Annotated in this window: 15 protein-coding genes; 8 read left to right on the forward strand and 7 right to left on the reverse strand. The window is 41.4% G+C overall.

What is annotated here, in order from left to right; genetic code table 11:
* Positions 1-102: 102 nt before the first annotated feature.
* The 4 genes from wecA to galE all read left to right on the forward strand — a co-directional run bounded on the left by wecA (position 103) and on the right by galE (position 4,833).
* On the forward strand, positions 103-1,170 hold the full coding sequence (gene wecA, locus AAFX60_000835) for a UDP-N-acetylglucosamine--undecaprenyl-phosphate N-acetylglucosaminephosphotransferase (protein XDF77813.1): 1,068 nt from the start codon (positions 103-105) through the stop codon (positions 1,168-1,170).
* 175 nt (positions 1,171-1,345) lie between these two features.
* On the forward strand, positions 1,346-2,512 hold the full coding sequence (locus tag AAFX60_000840) for a nucleotide sugar dehydrogenase (protein XDF77814.1): 1,167 nt from the start codon (positions 1,346-1,348) through the stop codon (positions 2,510-2,512).
* Between the two features lie 214 nt (positions 2,513-2,726).
* Positions 2,727-3,680 carry a DHH family phosphoesterase gene (locus AAFX60_000845; GenBank protein XDF77815.1) on the forward strand — a complete coding sequence of 318 codons (954 nt, stop codon included), beginning with the start codon at positions 2,727-2,729 and terminating at the stop codon, positions 3,678-3,680.
* A 145-nt stretch (positions 3,681-3,825) separates the two neighbouring features.
* Positions 3,826-4,833, forward strand: a complete 1,008-nt coding sequence (gene galE, locus AAFX60_000850) for a UDP-glucose 4-epimerase GalE (GenBank protein ID XDF77816.1) — start codon at positions 3,826-3,828, stop codon at positions 4,831-4,833.
* Between the two features lie 292 nt (positions 4,834-5,125).
* Here galE and gpmM read toward each other — a convergent pair whose 3' ends face one another.
* Together gpmM and AAFX60_000860 are read right to left on the reverse strand one after the other, a co-directional pair.
* Positions 5,126-6,658 (reverse strand): 2,3-bisphosphoglycerate-independent phosphoglycerate mutase, encoded by a 1,533-nt coding sequence (gene gpmM / locus AAFX60_000855; GenBank protein XDF77817.1) that lies wholly within the window; start codon positions 6,656-6,658, stop codon positions 5,126-5,128.
* 357 nt (positions 6,659-7,015) lie between these two features.
* Entirely contained in the window at positions 7,016-8,380 is a 1,365-nt protein-coding gene (locus AAFX60_000860; GenBank protein ID XDF77818.1) for an MATE family efflux transporter, read from the reverse strand.
* Positions 8,381-8,666: 286 nt separating this feature from the next.
* Here AAFX60_000860 and AAFX60_000865 point away from each other — a divergent pair, with 286 nt between their 5' ends.
* Both AAFX60_000865 and groL read left to right on the forward strand, forming a co-directional pair.
* Complete coding sequence (locus tag AAFX60_000865; GenBank protein XDF77819.1) at positions 8,667-8,957, forward strand: co-chaperone GroES; 291 nt, start codon at positions 8,667-8,669, stop codon at positions 8,955-8,957.
* A 77-nt stretch (positions 8,958-9,034) separates the two neighbouring features.
* Positions 9,035-10,681, forward strand: a complete 1,647-nt coding sequence (gene groL, locus AAFX60_000870; protein ID XDF77820.1) for a chaperonin GroEL — start codon at positions 9,035-9,037, stop codon at positions 10,679-10,681.
* Between the two features lie 307 nt (positions 10,682-10,988).
* On the opposite strand, the gene tpiA is transcribed toward groL, so the two are convergent.
* On the reverse strand, positions 10,989-11,759 hold the full coding sequence (tpiA, locus tag AAFX60_000875) for a triose-phosphate isomerase (protein ID XDF77821.1): 771 nt from the start codon (positions 11,757-11,759) through the stop codon (positions 10,989-10,991).
* Between the two features lie 268 nt (positions 11,760-12,027).
* On the opposite strand from tpiA, the gene AAFX60_000880 reads away from it, so the two are divergent.
* Positions 12,028-12,372, forward strand: coding sequence for a 5-carboxymethyl-2-hydroxymuconate Delta-isomerase (locus tag AAFX60_000880; GenBank protein ID XDF77822.1), 345 nt, complete (start codon positions 12,028-12,030; stop codon positions 12,370-12,372).
* A 14-nt stretch (positions 12,373-12,386) separates the two neighbouring features.
* Here the strand turns inward: AAFX60_000880 and AAFX60_000885 are convergent, their stop codons facing one another.
* Positions 12,387-12,740, reverse strand: a complete 354-nt coding sequence (locus AAFX60_000885) for a DUF3135 domain-containing protein (GenBank protein ID XDF77823.1) — start codon at positions 12,738-12,740, stop codon at positions 12,387-12,389.
* A 434-nt stretch (positions 12,741-13,174) separates the two neighbouring features.
* Positions 13,175-14,182, reverse strand: a complete 1,008-nt coding sequence (glpX, locus tag AAFX60_000890; protein XDF77824.1) for a class II fructose-bisphosphatase — start codon at positions 14,180-14,182, stop codon at positions 13,175-13,177.
* A 366-nt stretch (positions 14,183-14,548) separates the two neighbouring features.
* Between glpX and zapB the strand changes: the two genes are divergently transcribed.
* Entirely contained in the window at positions 14,549-14,791 is a 243-nt protein-coding gene (gene zapB / locus AAFX60_000895; protein XDF77825.1) for a cell division protein ZapB, read from the forward strand.
* 302 nt (positions 14,792-15,093) lie between these two features.
* On the opposite strand, the gene rraA is transcribed toward zapB, so the two are convergent.
* Complete coding sequence (gene rraA / locus AAFX60_000900) at positions 15,094-15,594, reverse strand: ribonuclease E activity regulator RraA (protein XDF77826.1); 501 nt, start codon at positions 15,592-15,594, stop codon at positions 15,094-15,096.
* Positions 15,595-15,718: 124 nt separating this feature from the next.
* Positions 15,719-16,627: a 1,4-dihydroxy-2-naphthoate polyprenyltransferase gene (locus AAFX60_000905; protein ID XDF77827.1), complete on the reverse strand. Its 909-nt coding sequence runs from the start codon at positions 16,625-16,627 to the stop codon at positions 15,719-15,721.
* Positions 16,628-16,665 lie beyond the last annotated feature (38 nt).

Here is a 16,665-nt window from a genome sequence, read left to right on the forward strand (position 1 = left end):
AAAGAAGTTTATTATATTTTATTTAGGTGAAATTATATAGTTTAAGTATCTATATTAGATTGTTGGTGACACTAAATAGAATTTATTTTTTCTAGGACTTTCATGCCTCATTCATTAATCGAACTCGGCTTTACTTTCTTTATCTCACTTTCTATTCTTTTTATGATGAGAAAGGTTGCCCAAAGAATTAATCTTGTTGATAAACCGAACGAACGTAAACATCATACAGGTGCTATTCCTCTTGTGGGAGGGATTTCTATTTGCATTGTGTTTATGCATTTTTTACTTTCACATACTGATTTATTACCTAATTATAAGTTGTATTTAGTCTCTATTTTTACCCTGACGTTAGTGGGCGCTATTGATGATAAGATTGATCTCAGTTTTAAAATTCGATTATTCATTCAAGCTGGTTTGTCTGTAGGTATGATGCTTATTGCGGATATTCAATTAAAGCAATTAGGTAATATGTTTGGGTTTGGTCAAATGAACTTATCTGGTATTGGGTTAGGGTATGTTATTACCGTGTTGGCAGTAATTGGTGCGATTAATGCGTTTAATATGGTGGATGGTATTGATGGCTTGCTAGGGGGCTTATCTATTGTTACTTTTGCAGGACTTGGCAGTGTACTATATCTGGATGAACAGTTGAATTTGGCATATCTATGCTTGGTGTTAATTGTGATTATCTTGCCTTATGTACTGCTTAACCTTGGAGTGTTTACTCGTCGCTATAAAGTGTTCATGGGTGATGCCGGTAGCATGTTGATTGGCTTTACCGTAATTTGGTTTTTGTTACTTGCGAGTCAAAATGGAACAAAAGCCCCGCTTCGCCCTGTAACCGCGCTATGGTTAATAGCTGTACCATTAATGGATATGGCAGCTATTATGATTCGCCGTATCCGTCGTGGAGATTCTCCATTTAAGCCTGATAGAGAACATTTACATCATATATTTCAGCGTCTTGGGTTTAGTTCATTTCAAACGTTAATGATTATTTGTAGTATTGCTGCAGCCTATGCAAGTTTTGGTATTTATGGTGAAATGATGAATATTCCTGAGTACGTGATGTTCTATTTATTTATTGGTTGCTTCTTTATTTATACTTATTTTTTAAGTAATGTATGGAAAATTAGTGCAAAAATTCGTGAATGGCGAGGTATCTCTTAACACGAATTGAGATTATTGTTTTTTTACAGAAAAGGTGGATATGACGGTTTGGTTATATCCGCTTTTTTAGTTTTGCTATTTACTACCTTTAGAGTGAAGCACCCTCGATTCTCGCATCTCATTTCTTTCTCCCTTATAATCAAATTAGTTAAAATTCCCTACAAGGATCATAAGAATGAAAATAGCCATTGCTGGTACAGGCTATGTTGGCCTATCAAATGCAGTGTTGTTAGCACAACATAATGAAGTAATTGCAGTTGATATTATGGCTGAAAAGGTTGAGTTGATTAATAATAAAAAATCACCTATTTCAGATGTGGAGATTGAAGACTTTCTGGCTAACAAGGAACTGAATCTTACAGCAACACTAGATAAAGAATTCGCCTATAAAGAGGCTGAATATGTAGTGATTGCAACGCCAACTGATTATGATCCTGTGACGAATTATTTTAATACGGGCTCTGTTGAAGCTGTAATTAAAGAAGTTATGGTTATCAACCCAAAAGCAGTAATGGTTATCAAATCGACGGTTCCGGTTGGTTATACTGAGCGTATTAAACAAGAATTAGACTGTGAGAATATTATTTTCTCTCCTGAGTTTTTACGTGAAGGTCGTGCTCTTTTTGATAATTTACACCCATCTCGTATTATTGTGGGTGAGCAATCTGAGCGAGCTCAGGTATTCGCTGATTTATTGGTTGAAGGGGCGATAAAAGAGAACATTGAAGTATTACTGACGAATTCAACTGAAGCTGAGGCTGTTAAGTTGTTCTCGAATACTTACCTCGCGATGCGTGTTGCTTACTTTAATGAGTTGGATTCTTATGCTGAGGCACATGGTTTAGACGCTCGTCAGATTATTGAAGGCGTTGGTTTAGATCCTCGTATTGGTAATCACTACAATAACCCATCATTTGGTTACGGTGGTTACTGTCTACCAAAGGACACTAAGCAGCTATTAGCGAATTACCAAGAAGTGCCGAATAATATTATTGGTGCAATTGTGGATGCTAATCGTACTCGTAAAGATTTTGTCGCTGAATCTATCATGAAACGTAATCCAAAAGTTGTGGGTATTTATCGTTTAATCATGAAAGCGGGTTCTGATAACTTCCGAGCTTCTTCAATTCAAGGCATTATGAAGCGCTTGAAAGCCAAAGGTATTGAAGTTGTCGTTTATGAGCCAGTATTAAAAGAAGCGGATTTCTTTAATTCTCGTGTGATTGAAGATTTGGCTGAGTTTAAGCAAGTGTCTGACGTGATTGTTTCAAACCGTATGATGGAAGAGTTATCAGACGTTGAGAGTAAGGTTTACACTCGCGATTTGTTTGGTAGTGACTAAAATCAAGGTGCTTCGCTGCGAGAGGCGAGGACGGACTTCGTCCTATAGGGGCGAGTAAAGACTTAAAAGCAAGAGCGGACATGACTAATTTGTTGTGTCCGCTTTTTTATTTTTGATTTTATAGGATTGAAGTAGTCTAGTCTTTAGTTGGCGAAGCGTATAGTTTTTAGTCATGCTATATTATTTCAAAATAAACAATAGAATGGATTGATACATGAACTACGACATCTTCAATGGTGATGCCGATGGCATTATTGCACTTCTTCAACTTCGATTAGCTTATCCTCAAGAATCTGTATTGGTTACAGGTGTTAAACGTGACATTAATTTAGTAAAGAAAATCGATGTAAAGTCTGAAGATAGTTTAACTATTTTAGATATCTCTATGGAAAAGAACATAGCAGCTTTAGAGCTTGCCTTGGAGTCTGGCGCAGAAGTGTTTTATGCGGATCATCATAGATGTGGTGATATTCCTGAGAATGAAAATTTATCTGCTCATATCGATTTAGATGCAAATACGTGTACAGCATTAATCATTGATAAATTATTGAATGGTCAGTTTCATGAGTGGGCAATTACGGCGGCGTATGGCGATAATTTAATTGCTAAAGCCGACGAGTTAGCTGATACCGCTGGTTTATCTTCTGAGCAAAAATTTCAATTAAAAGAGCTTGGAACATTAATAAACTATAATGGATATGGGGCAAAAATTGACGATTTGCACTTTGACCCTGCTGAGTTATATCAAGCATTAAGACAATATTTGTCACCATTTGATGTTATTGAAGATAAAGCATCGCCTTTCTATCAATTACAAAGTGCTTATCAATCAGATATGAATCATGCATTATCGATAGAGGCTCTGCACAAAAGTGAGAAACTGGCTTTGTTTGAGTTACCAAATACTGCGTGGGCTCGTCGAATTAGTGGTGTTTATGGTAATCTTTTGGCTAATAAAACACCAAATTCATCGCATGCGGTGATAACGTTGAACGATGATGATACTTATACTGTCTCTTTACGAGCACCGTTAAATAATAAGCAAGGTGCAGGAGAGATCTGTAGCTCGTTTGCAACCGGTGGTGGTCGAGAGGCTGCTGCTGGAATTAATGCATTGCCAAAAGAGAAGATCGCTGAGTTTATTCAAGTTGTTGAAGGGAAGTATTAGAGCAGGGCGCTGCGCTTCGAGATGCGAGGATGCTTTGTTCGAGGGGCGAGTAACAGCAAAATCGAGTACCCCTGAAGCCTGCAAGCGAAGCGTCCTGAAACCTAGTTTTTAGCTATTATCAAATAATTTAAAATAGAGAAATATAATGAATATTTTAGTCACTGGCGGAATGGGTTACATCGGTAGCCACACATGTGTACAAATGATTGAGGCGGGCTTAACGCCGATCATTTTGGACAACTTATACAACAGTAAAGAAGTCGTACTTGATCGTATTGAAGCTTTGGTTGGTGTAAAACCTAAATTTTATCAAGGTGATATTCGCGATCCAAAAATCTTAGAAACCATCTTTGCTGAAAATCAAATTGATAGCGTGATTCACTTTGCTGGATTGAAAGCCGTTGGTGAGTCTGTTGAAAAACCAATTATGTATTACGATAACAATGTATCGGGTACGTTGGTTTTAGTTGAAGCGATGCGTAAAGCGGGCGTGAACAGTATTGTATTTAGTTCATCTGCAACGGTTTATGGTGATCCTGCATCAACACCAATTCGTGAAGATTTCCCAACATCAGCAACGAACCCTTATGGCCGCAGTAAGCTGATGGTAGAAGAGTGTTTAACGGATATCCAAAAAGCACATCCTGAAATGAGTGTAACGCTATTACGCTACTTTAACCCTGTTGGTTCTCATAAATCAGGTACTATGGGTGAAGACCCTCAAGGTATTCCAAATAACTTGATGCCATTTATTTCTCAAGTGGCTGTTGGTCGTCGTGAATTCTTATCTGTATTTGGTAATGATTACCCAACGGTTGATGGTACTGGCGTTCGTGATTATATCCATGTGGTTGATTTGGCTGATGGTCATTTAGCAGCACTAAAATACAAAGGCCAAGAAGCGGGTTTACATATCTATAACCTAGGTACGGGTAATGGTAATAGTGTTCTTCAGATGGTAACGGCATTTGAGAAAGCTTCTGGTGCGAAAGTTCCATATAAGATTGTCGATCGTCGTCCTGGTGATATTGCAGAATGTTGGGCTGATCCAGCAAAAGCTCGTGAAGAGCTGAAGTGGGAAGCGAAACTGTCTCTTGATGATATGACTGCGGATACATGGCGTTGGCAGTCGAATAACCCTGAAGGGTATTAGGAGCAGGGCGCTTTGCTTCGAGAGGCGAGGACGGACTTCGTCCTCGAGGGACGAGTAAGAACGGAAAAGTAAAAGCGAGGTTTCAGGATTCAGATCGGTTGCAGGGTTTAGAGGGGAGCGTTTTTTATCTTCCTGAAACCTGAAACCTGAAACCTGAAACCTGAAACCTGAAACCTAAGATCAAAAAAGCCCACAGGCTATAAACCTGTGGGCTTTTTTATTTTATCGACGATTTAAAGCTTTTCCTCGCTCCTTGAGCGAAGCGTCCTCGCCTCTAGTCCCTGCTCTTTTCTTATTTAAAAAGAACTTCACCAGACATTTCAGCAGGAATCGCTGTATCTGTTAGTGCTAGCATCGTTGGAGCTAGGTCAGACAGTTTACCGCCTTCTTTAAACTCAACCGCTTTGCTACCTACGTAGATTAGAGGTACTGGAAGGTTAGTGTGAGCTGTGTGAACGCCGCCTGTTTCAGGGTCGATCATCATTTCAGCGTTACCGTGGTCAGCAGTGATAAGTAGTTGGCCATCAACTTCTTTGATTGCTTCAACAACTTTACCGATACACTCATCTAGAGATTCAACGGCTTTAACTGCTGCATCGTATACGCCAGTGTGGCCAACCATGTCACAGTTAGGGAAGTTACAAACGATAGCGTCGTATTTACCAGACTTGATAGCTGCAACTAATTTTTCAGTTAGCTCAGGTGCGCTCATTTCAGGTTGTAGATCGTAAGTCGCTACTTTTGGAGAAGCAACTAGTTGACGTTCTTCACCTTCAAACTCATCTTCGATGCCGCCATTGAAGAAGAAAGTAACGTGTGCGTATTTTTCAGTTTCAGAAATACGTAGTTGAGTTTTACCTTCTTTAGATAACCACTCACCGTATGTGTTTTCTAGAGACGCAGGAGCGAATGCACATAGTAGTGGAATATCAGCAGCGTATTGAGTCAACATTACGAAGTCGATTGCTGGGAATACGTTACGAGTGAAGCCATCAAAAGACGGTACGAAAGTACGAGTGATTTGACGAGCACGGTCAGCACGGTAGTTCATGAAGATAACTGCATCGCCATCAACGATAGCTGCTGATTCTTCGCCTTCCGCTTTGATTTCTGTTGCTTGAACAAATTCATCGTTCTCTTCACGAGCGTAAGCCGCTTCAAGACCTTCAACTGCTGTTGCAAAAGTGAATTCTGCTTTTGCTTCAGTCATTAGGTCGTAAGCTTTTTGAACACGTTCCCAGTTGTTGTCACGGTCCATTGCGTAGTAACGACCAACTAGAGAGGCAATACGGCCTTTACCTAGTTTAGCGAATAGCTCTTGGAAGTTTTTCAGTGAGTTCTCAGCTGAACGTGGTGGTGTATCACGGCCGTCTAGGAAACAGTGTAGGTAGATTTTCTCTGCGCCACGTGCTGCTGCCATTTCTACTGCTGCGTAGATGTGGTCTTCATGAGAGTGAACGCCACCTGGAGACATAAGACCCATGATGTGAACAGCTTTGCCTGCTTTAACTGCTTTGTCGATAGCGTTTACAAGTGTTTCGTTTTGTTGGAACTCACCATCAGAGATAGCTTTAGTGATACGAGTGAGGTCTTGATATACAACACGACCAGCGCCGATGTTAGTGTGACCTACTTCAGAGTTACCCATTTGACCATCAGGTAGACCAACGTCCATACCAGATGCAGAAATTAGCGTGTTTGGTTGATTAGCCATTAGGCCATCAAGAACTGGAGTGTTTGCGTTTGTAATTGCGTTATCTGCTTGAGTTTCACGGTGACCGTAACCATCAAGAATAACTAGAGCCATAGGCTTCTTAGCTGACATAAAGGTGTTCCTCGTCAATAACTTAATAAATTCGAATAAATAACTTTGTGTAATTTTACTACAAAGTTTGAAAATGGGCTAGGGGAAGAGCAGGAGGCTTCGCTTCGAGTGGCGGGGACGGACTTCGTCCTCAAGGGGCGAGGAAGAGCAAAAATCGAAGTTTCAGGAAAAGTAGAACAGAGTTAAGATCGCTTCGCTTGCAGAATTCAGAGGTGATCGTGGTGGCTACAGTGATCGCAATACAGTTCCTCTCCTTGATAGATGTCTTGTTGAGATTGGCAATGTTGATATATAGGGGAGGTTAGGAGGGGGTGTTGGTGATGAGCTAGGTTTCAGGGGGACTCGCTTTTGATCTTCCTAACTCTTAGCTTTTCCTCGCTCCTCGAGCGCAGCGTCCTCAAACCTGATTCTTGTTCTCGCATACCAAAACGCACTAATACCACCCATCACATTTCCCATTGCAATCCCGATAAATAATCCTTCCATTCCATAAATTTGGCTGCCAATCCATGCGGTTGGTAATGTAAAAACAAACAACCTCATAAAACTCCAACTGAAAGAATATAACGGTTTTTTCATTGCATTTAAGCTACTTACTAGCACCATAACGATGCCTTGAAAGCCGTAGCTAAATGGAACGCAAATAAGGTACATCCACAAACCGTGTTGAACCGCATCGTCTTGGCTAAATAAATGAGAGATCGGAATGCTAAGTGGAACAATCAGAATATAAAGAAAGAGCTGAAAGGCGACAGAGAACTTAATGGCTAGAAATATTGCTTCTTTGACACGTTCAGGTTGTTTTGCACCTAAGTTCTGAGCCACTAATGGGCTAAGTGATGACGTTAATGCCATGATAACCAACAGCATTAATGATTCGACTCGTTGTGCTGCACCATAAGAGGCGACAGCAACAGTCCCTTGGCTCGCAAGCATCATCATTAAAATCGCCCCCGATATTGGGTTTAGAGCGTTAGATAATGCGGCAGGGGAACCGATGGTTAAGATCTGTTTCCAATCAGAAATAAGTGTATTTTTATTTGGTAGAGCAAGCAGTTTTACTTTATGAGTGAGTACATAGAATGAAGCGATAAGAGCACCAAGCCAACTAATCGCACTTGCAATCGCAGCACCTTGAATTCCAAGCTCAGGGAAGGGGCCATAACCAAAAATAAGCAGTGGATCGAGAATGCCGTTAATTAGCCCTGCTAGCATCATAATTTTTGCTGGGGTTTTGGTGTCACCTGTGGCTCTAATTGCGCTATTGCTCGACATCGGAATAACGAGCAAAGGTATGGTTAGATACCAAATAGACATGTATTCATCGATAAGAGGAAGTAATTTGTCTTCAGCACCGAGAAGAGTAAAGAGTGGGTCGATGGTGAAGAACCCGAGAGCACAAGCAATCAGAATTAAACTGATGGCTAAGATTATCCCATGAGTCGTTAATTCTGCAGCATGTTTGCTATGGCCTTCACCAAGTAAATGACCTATGGATGCTGATAAGCCAACACCAATCCCCATGGTGATGCAGTTTACTGCAAAGGTGACGGGGAAAGTAAAACTCACTGCAGCTAAAGCATCGGTACCGAGCAAAGAGATAAAAAAGGTATCCACCAAGTTGAATAGCAGAATGGCAACCATACCAAAAACCATAGGCGTCGTGAGTTTACGAAGCACGTCGCTGATAGGTTGAGTTAGTAAACCGTGTTTATCTAGCATGGTTTTCTCGTGTGGTGGTGGGATGGTTAGTGTATAGGAAATAGGGGTGAGATTCGAGGGATTAGGGACGAGGAAGAGCAAAAGCGAGGTTTCAGGATTCAGGGCGCTGCGCTTATAGGTTTCAGGGGTACTCGCTTTTGAGCTTCCTGAAACCTGAACCCTCGTTTCTTCTTCAAAAAATTAGCGCTAGAGCCCTTGCAATCAATCCCCTACATCCCCATTAATAAATCAAAGCCAAATTATGGCACCTTATTCTTAAATGGAAAATTATCAGGAGAGACGTCCCATGAATATCCGTCCTTTACATGACCGTGTAATCGTTGAACGCCAAGAAGTTGAATCAAAATCTGCTGGTGGCATTGTACTAACTGGTTCTGCTGCTGAAAAATCAACTCGCGGTACGGTTTTAGCTGTTGGCAAAGGTCGTATTTTAGAAAACGGTACGGTTCAGCCTTTAGACGTAAAAGTAGGTGATTCAGTTATTTTTGCTGAAGGTTACGGTACTAAATCTGAAAAGATTGATGGTAAAGAAGTTCTGATCATGTCTGAAAATGACATCATGGCTATTGTTGAATAATAAGCACTCGTTGAGTAATTCGTTTTTCGAATTTTATTAACTAAATAAATTAAAAGATTTTTAAAAGGAAAATAAAGATGGCTGCTAAAGACGTTAAATTTGGTAACGACGCACGAATCAAAATGCTAGAAGGTGTAAACGTTCTGGCTGATGCAGTAAAAGTAACATTAGGCCCTAAAGGTCGTAACGTTGTTTTAGATAAATCATTTGGCGCACCAACTATCACTAAAGATGGTGTTTCTGTTGCTCGTGAAATCGAACTTGAAGACAAGTTCCAAAACATGGGTGCACAAATGGTTAAAGAAGTGGCATCTCAAGCAAACGATGCAGCTGGTGACGGTACAACAACAGCAACAGTTCTTGCTCAAGCTATCATTACTGAAGGCTTAAAAGCGGTTGCTGCTGGTATGAACCCAATGGATCTTAAACGTGGTATCGACAAAGCGGTTGTAGCTGCTGTTGAAGAGCTAAAAGCACTTTCTGTTCCATGTGCAGATACTAAAGCGATTGCACAAGTAGGTACTATCTCTGCAAACTCTGACTCAACAGTGGGTAACCTAATTGCAGAAGCGATGGATAAAGTAGGCCGTGATGGTGTTATCACAGTTGAAGAAGGCCAAGCGCTACAAGACGAGTTAGACGTTGTTGAAGGTATGCAGTTTGACCGCGGTTACCTATCTCCATATTTCGTAAACAACCAAGAAGCGGGTTCTGTAGATTTAGAAAGCCCATTCATCTTGCTTGTTGATAAAAAAGTATCAAACATCCGTGAACTACTTCCAACACTAGAAGCAGTAGCAAAAGCATCACGTCCTCTTCTTATCATCGCTGAAGATGTAGAAGGTGAAGCACTTGCAACTCTAGTTGTGAACAACATGCGTGGTATCGTTAAAGTTGCTGCTGTTAAGGCGCCTGGTTTTGGTGACCGTCGTAAAGCAATGCTACAAGATATCGCTGTTCTGACTGCAGGTTCTGTAATTTCTGAAGAGATTGGTCTAGAGCTTGAAAAAGTTGTTCTTGAAGATCTTGGTCAAGCTAAGCGTGTAACTATCACAAAAGAAACAACAACAATCATCGATGGTTCTGGTGAAGAGACAATCATCCAAGGCCGTGTTTCTCAAATTCGTCAACAAATCGAAGACGCAACATCTGATTACGATAAAGAAAAACTTCAAGAGCGTGTAGCTAAGCTAGCTGGCGGTGTTGCAGTAATCAAAGTTGGTGCTGCTACTGAAGTTGAGATGAAAGAGAAGAAAGACCGTGTTGAAGATGCACTTCACGCAACTCGCGCAGCGGTTGAAGAAGGCGTTGTAGCTGGTGGTGGTGTTGCACTTATCCGTGTTGCATCTAAAGTAGCTGGTCTTGTTGGTGATAACGAAGAACAAAACGTAGGTATCCGTGTAGCACTTCGTGCAATGGAAGCTCCTATTCGTCAAATCACTAAGAATGCTGGTGAAGAAGATTCAGTTGTTGCTAATAACGTTAAAGCGGGTGAAGGTAGCTACGGTTACAACGCTGCAACTGGCGAATACGGCGACATGATTGAGATGGGTATTCTTGACCCAACTAAAGTAACTCGTTCTGCACTTCAGTTTGCTGCATCTGTTGCGGGTCTTATGATCACAACTGAAGCGATGGTAACTGATAAGCCACAAGACTCAGGTTCTGCAATGCCAGATATGGGTGGCATGGGCGGAATGGGTGGTATGGGCGGCATGATGTAATTCATCCCCATAAACAGCGTAATGTGTTTGAAGAGCCGAGGCAGAGATGTCTCGGTTTTTTTATGCGAGGGAAAGAGCAGGACGCTTCGCTTATAGGATTCAGGTTTCAGGAAGAGCCGGTTTTAGAGATGATCGCTGTGATAACAGCGAGCACCTCTGAACCCTGCAAGGGAGCTTGAGACCGATCTGAAACCTGCTCTTAAAACAAAAAACCGCAGATGCTTTCACATCCACGGTTTCAAATTATTCACAGAACCAAGTTTTCCTCGCCCCTAGAGCGAAGTGTCCTTGTTCCTAGCATTTATAATTAAGCTTTTGCTTCAGCTGCTGCTTTAGCGATAGCTGCAAAGCTTTTCGCATCAAGAGCTGCACCGCCAACTAGAGCACCATCGATGTCTGGTTGTGCGAAGTAAGCTGCAGCGTTTTCAGGCTTAACAGAACCGCCGTATTGGATAACAACGTTCTTAGCAACTTCTTCAGATTTCTCAGCAATGTGAGCACGGATTTGAGCGTGGATGCGTTGTGCATCTTCAGCTGTAGCTGCTTTACCAGTACCGATAGCCCAGATTGGTTCGTAAGCGATGATTGCGCCGTTTAGAGCGTCAACACCTTGAGTGTTGATAACTGCGTCGATTTGACGTGCACATACTGCAACAGTTTCACCAGCTTCGTTTTGAGCTTCAGATTCACCGATACAAAGAACAGGAGTAAGACCGTTTTCTTTTAGGAAAGCGAATTTCTTAGCAACGAACTCGTCTGATTCGTTGTGGTATTCACGACGCTCAGAGTGACCGATGATGATGTGAGTTGCACCGAACTCTTTAAGCATAGCTGGAGACATGTCGCCAGTGAATGCACCGCTGTTGTTTAGATCAGTGTTTTGAGCACCTAGGATGATTGCGCTACCAGCTTCAGTAAGCGTACGCTCAGCAAGGTCTACAAATAGTGCAGGTGGAGCAACTGCTACGTCTACGCCTGTAACGCCTTCAAGTTCAGCGTTAAGACCGTTTAGTAGTTCAACAACCATTTCTTTGCTGCCGTTTAGTTTCCAGTTACCCATAACTACAGGATGACGCATAGGATTCTCTCCAATTCAAATTAATGTAAAAAACTTGCGTAAAAATATAACAGATTTTGCGACAGATTTAGTGTCTAAAATCATTTTTATACCTCATTTTAGTGCTTTTATTTCGGAATGCGAAAAATTATGAGCTGTAATGTAGAAATAAATGGCCGATTTTAAGTGTGATTACTTAGGCACTTTTCTATTGAGGAGATTGTAACTAATTCACTTTCACTGAATGATGGAAAAGTAATCACTTTGGGTACATTAAAAGGACGTTGTTATGCCGCACTTAGTTATGGAATATTCAAATTCAGCAGAAGATAGGCTTAATATGCAGGGCTTGTTAGAAGACTTGCATCAAGTGGCTATTGCCTCAGGATTGTTTTCAGCAAAAGATGTGAAATCAAGAGCGGTAAGAGTGCATTCTTGGCTTGTTGGAGAGCAGGGAAATAGCGTCGACTTCATTCATATTACGTTAGAGCTATTAGAAGGAAGAAGCCCTGAGCAGAAGAGGGAGTTAAGTCGTGCATTAATGGATGTACTTGCTGAACAAGCCAGTCACATTGATAGCTTAACTATCAACGTGCGTGACATGGAACATGAGAGTTTTCAAAAAATAGGTTAGAGCTTTCGTCTTACCTAATGCTTCGTATTATTTGAGGGGCGAGAAGTGGCATTAGGAAATTGAATAATATCTGCAGCTTGATGCTCATCAATGGGCTTGTTGAGTGAATCAGCAAAGCGAACGAATTGCTTTCCAAGCTCTCGCCCTAGAAGAATATTTACATGATTTGGGTTGTTGCCTCGCTCAATAATTCGTTCAATATGACTTTGCTGTGCAAGCAGGGGGCCTTGATGTTCTTCTGGAACACTTTCAATAAACTCCATACTTAGTTGATGACGTAATGCTTCCAGTTGTTCTGGATCTTTTTCTGCTAATGCTTTTAGCTCATCAAATGAAGGAATGGATAGGTTGCGATGTGATTGCGGCATAAACTGATTCCTTGTTTTTGCTTTTATAGATTCAGCTTAGTTGAAGTTTTCAGGTTTTGAGAAAGTAGAGTTGGGGGGATTGAATCGGAGTCTCGCTTTTGAGATGGATAACAGGGCGCTTTGCTTCTAGGGGCGAGAACGGACTTCGTCCTGCGAGAAGCGAGTGAAGGCAAGAGCAAGGTTTTAGGACGCTGCGCAGGCTTCAGGTTCGAAACCAAATCCTCACTTTTGCTCTTATAGAAGCGAAGCGTATAGTCTCTAGCCTTACAGCGATCACATCTGAACCCTGCAAGGGAGCCTGCGACCGATCTGAAACCTGAACTCTTTAAAATAAAAAACCGCAGATGCTTTCACACCCACGGTTTCAAATTTATCGCAGACCTCGGCTCTTTCTCGCTCCTTAAGCGAAGCGTCCTCGCCTCTAGTCCCTGCTCTTAAAGAATAATATCTCTAACTTCAGCGTCTTTACGCTCTAAGTAGTGAATCGACTTAATACGACGAATCGTACGACAACGACCACGGATAAGTAGCGTTTCAGTTGTCGCAATATTACCTTGGCGAGTAATACCTTCTAGTAGGTCACCTTTAGTGATACCAGTTGCTGCAAATACAACATCATCACTGCGTGCCATGTCTGTCATCTTTAAGATAACGTTCGCTTTTACGCCCATTTCTTCGCAGCGTTTTAGTTCAGCTTCACCGTGGATACGGTTTTCTTCTGTATCGCCTTTAACTTCATGACGAGGAAGAAGGCGTGCTTGCATGTCGCCATCTAGTGCACGGATAACTGCAGCAGAAACTACACCTTCAGGTGCTCCACCGATACAGTACATAACGTCCACTTCGCTATCAGGCATACAAGTTAGAATAGAAGCTGCAACATCACCATCTGGCACAGCAAATACACGAACGCCCATCTTCTGCATGTTTGTAATTACTTCATCATGACGAGGTTTAGCCAGTGTTGTCACAACAAGCGTTTCTAATGGTTTACCTAATGCTTTTGCAATATTTACTAGGTTTTCTTCTAGAGAAAGACTTAAATCAATTGCGCCTTTTGCTCCAGGACCAACGACCAATTTTTCCATGTACATATCTGGTGCTTTTAAGAAGCTACCTTTTTCACCTGCAGCTAATACTGCAAGTGCGTTTGATTGACCCATCGCTGTCATGCGAGTGCCTTCGATTGGATCAACCGCGATATCAACAGCATCGCCACCTGTACCTACGTTTTCACCGATGTATAGCATAGGTGCATCATCGATCTCACCTTCACCAATAACAATCTCACCACTGATATCAGTTTTGTTCAGAAGAGTACGCATTACTTCAACAGCAGCACCGTCAGCAGCGTTTTTATCGCCACGGCCAAGCCATTTGTAACCTGCCAGTGCGGCACCTTCAGTAACTCGAGAAAAAGCCATTGCTAAATCGCGTTTCATAATTGCTCCGAATAAATCGATGAATAAGTAAAAATCGAAGGGATTTTAGCATAACAAAAAGGGAAACGTTTGCTTTTTCCCGCGAGAATGAAATTTTTTCAGCGAAGAATAAAAATATCAAGGAGCTAAAGGTGTGGTTTAATTCAAATAACGAAGGTAAATACCTAGTTTTGGTATGTAGTTCGTTTTAATCTTAAGAAAGTACGTCAGATGTTGGTAAAAACTGCTGCTTTTTTGTTCATATGATGCAATTTAATGAATAACACTATGGCAGAATTACAATTGCTGAGTAGAATAGAAAACAAGTTTGTAGTGAGTAATAAATTCGCTACATATTCAATGAAGAATATAGTTAAGGTGGCAGGAATGTCTTTAGAAATATTAGAACAACTAGAAGCTAAAGTTCAGATGGCAGTAGATACAATCGCACTGCTACAAATGGAAGTTGAAGAATTAAAAGAAACGAACGCAGCGCTAACTCAAGATCTTGAGCAAGCAAACAACGGTCGTTCAGAAGTAGAACAAGAAGCTCAACGTGCACGTGATGAACAAGCTCAATTTGAAGCTCGCATCCGTGGTCTACTTGGTAAAATGGACGAAGTAGAGTAATAGAACAGGAACGAGAGGCGAGGACACTTCGCTCTAGGAGCGAGGAAGAGCTAAGTTCTGTGAATTATTTTGAAACCGTAGGTGTGGAAGCATCTGCGGTTTTTTTGTGATGAAGAAAGAGCAGAGTGCTTTGGCTTTAGCTCCTCCCCCTTAGTAAGGGGAGGGAACTGTGTTTTTATCGCTACAGGTACAGCGATCATTTCTGAAACCTGCAAGCGCAGCGCCCTGAAACCTAGATTTCACTACACCAACTATACTCGCTCTTATAGTTTCTAGTTAGCGAAGCGTATAGCCTCTAGTTCTTAAATCTCTTCCTCACTCATCTCTTCTAGCGGCTCTTGAGAGATAATCACTCCAGTCGAATCCGCATAAAGATGATCTTCAGGTAAGAAAGTCACACTACCAAAGTTAACTGCAACATCCACTTCACCAATGTTTTGTCTTGCTGCACCAACAGGAATAGAAGCGAGAGCTTGAATGCCAATCTCAATCTCTTCTAGGTAATCTACTTCACGGACGCAACCATAGATAACTAAGCCTTCCCAGCCATTGTGGGCTGCTTTTGCTGCTAGGTCAGCATCCACTAAAGCACGACGTAAAGAACCGCCGCCATCAACTAATAAAACACGACCTTCGCCTTTCTCTTCTAATAGTTGATGAATCAGACCATTATCTTCAAAACATTTAATTGTTGTGATTTGACCTGAAAATGATGTCTTAGCGCCAAAGTGGCTGAACATCGGTTCAACAACATCAACTTGATCTAAATAGATGTCACAAAGTGCTGAAGTATTGTATTCCATAGTGAAACTTACCTTTTATTGGTGTTTGTAACTGTTCAATATACGTGCTTTTTTAGGCAATACTATGACAAACCGCAAATTTATCCTGATTTACTTAGGTCAGTGAGATAAGCCGCTTTCGTTTTTAAACGGATAAGTACAAGCCAACAGCAAATAGTACATTGGTAAATAGTGCGCATTGCACAACAGTGCCCATCATAGGTCTGATTGCTTCACCATTTGGTGCTCGCATTACTGACACAACATGATTGAAGACGAAAGGTGCAATTGCTAAAAATAACCAACCAGTTAGTGAATGAATTTGAGTCGCACTAAAAACAGCAAGACAGATAAAACTCACGGCCATCAATACAGCATGATATTTTCGACCCCAGTTTGCGCCCATGCGAACGACCAATGTCATTTTTCCACACGCTTCGTCATTTTCTATATCACGTAGGTTATTAATATTTAATACTGCGACAGCTAATAAACCACAGGCAGTCGCTGGTAAGAATAGAGCTGATGATAAGTGACCGGTATGAAGGTAATACGTACCGGCAACCCCTAATAAACCAAAAAAGATAAAAACGGAGATATCTCCTAAGCCACGGTAACCATAAGGCTTATCACCCATGGTATAAGCAATAGCAGCGCCAATAGCTAATAACCCAAGAGCGATGAATCCAATAATATCCATGGTTTGGTGTAACGAGCTAAATACCAAAATTAAGCCACTAATGATCGTCAGAACAATATTAATGCCAATGGCTTTTTTCATTGTTTCTTGCGTTACAAGGCCGGTTTGCATTGCTCGTTGTGGACCGAGGCGATCTTCGTTATCTGTGCCTTTCACTGCATCGCCATAGTCATTTGCTAGATTCGACAATATTTGCAATAACGTTGCGGTGATAAATGCCATTAACGTGATAGTAAAAGAGGCATGGTTATTCCAATATGCCAACACAGAGCCTGTCATGATTGAGGCTAGGGCAAGAGGGAGTGTTTTTGGACGAGCGGCGCTGAGCCAAATGGAAAAAGGAGAAGTTTTCATAGCATCGCAAAAATAGTGAATAGAGTCTCTATTATTCA

The organism is Aliivibrio fischeri, from assembly GCA_038993745.2.
GTDB lineage: Bacteria > Pseudomonadota > Gammaproteobacteria > Enterobacterales > Vibrionaceae > Aliivibrio > Aliivibrio fischeri_B.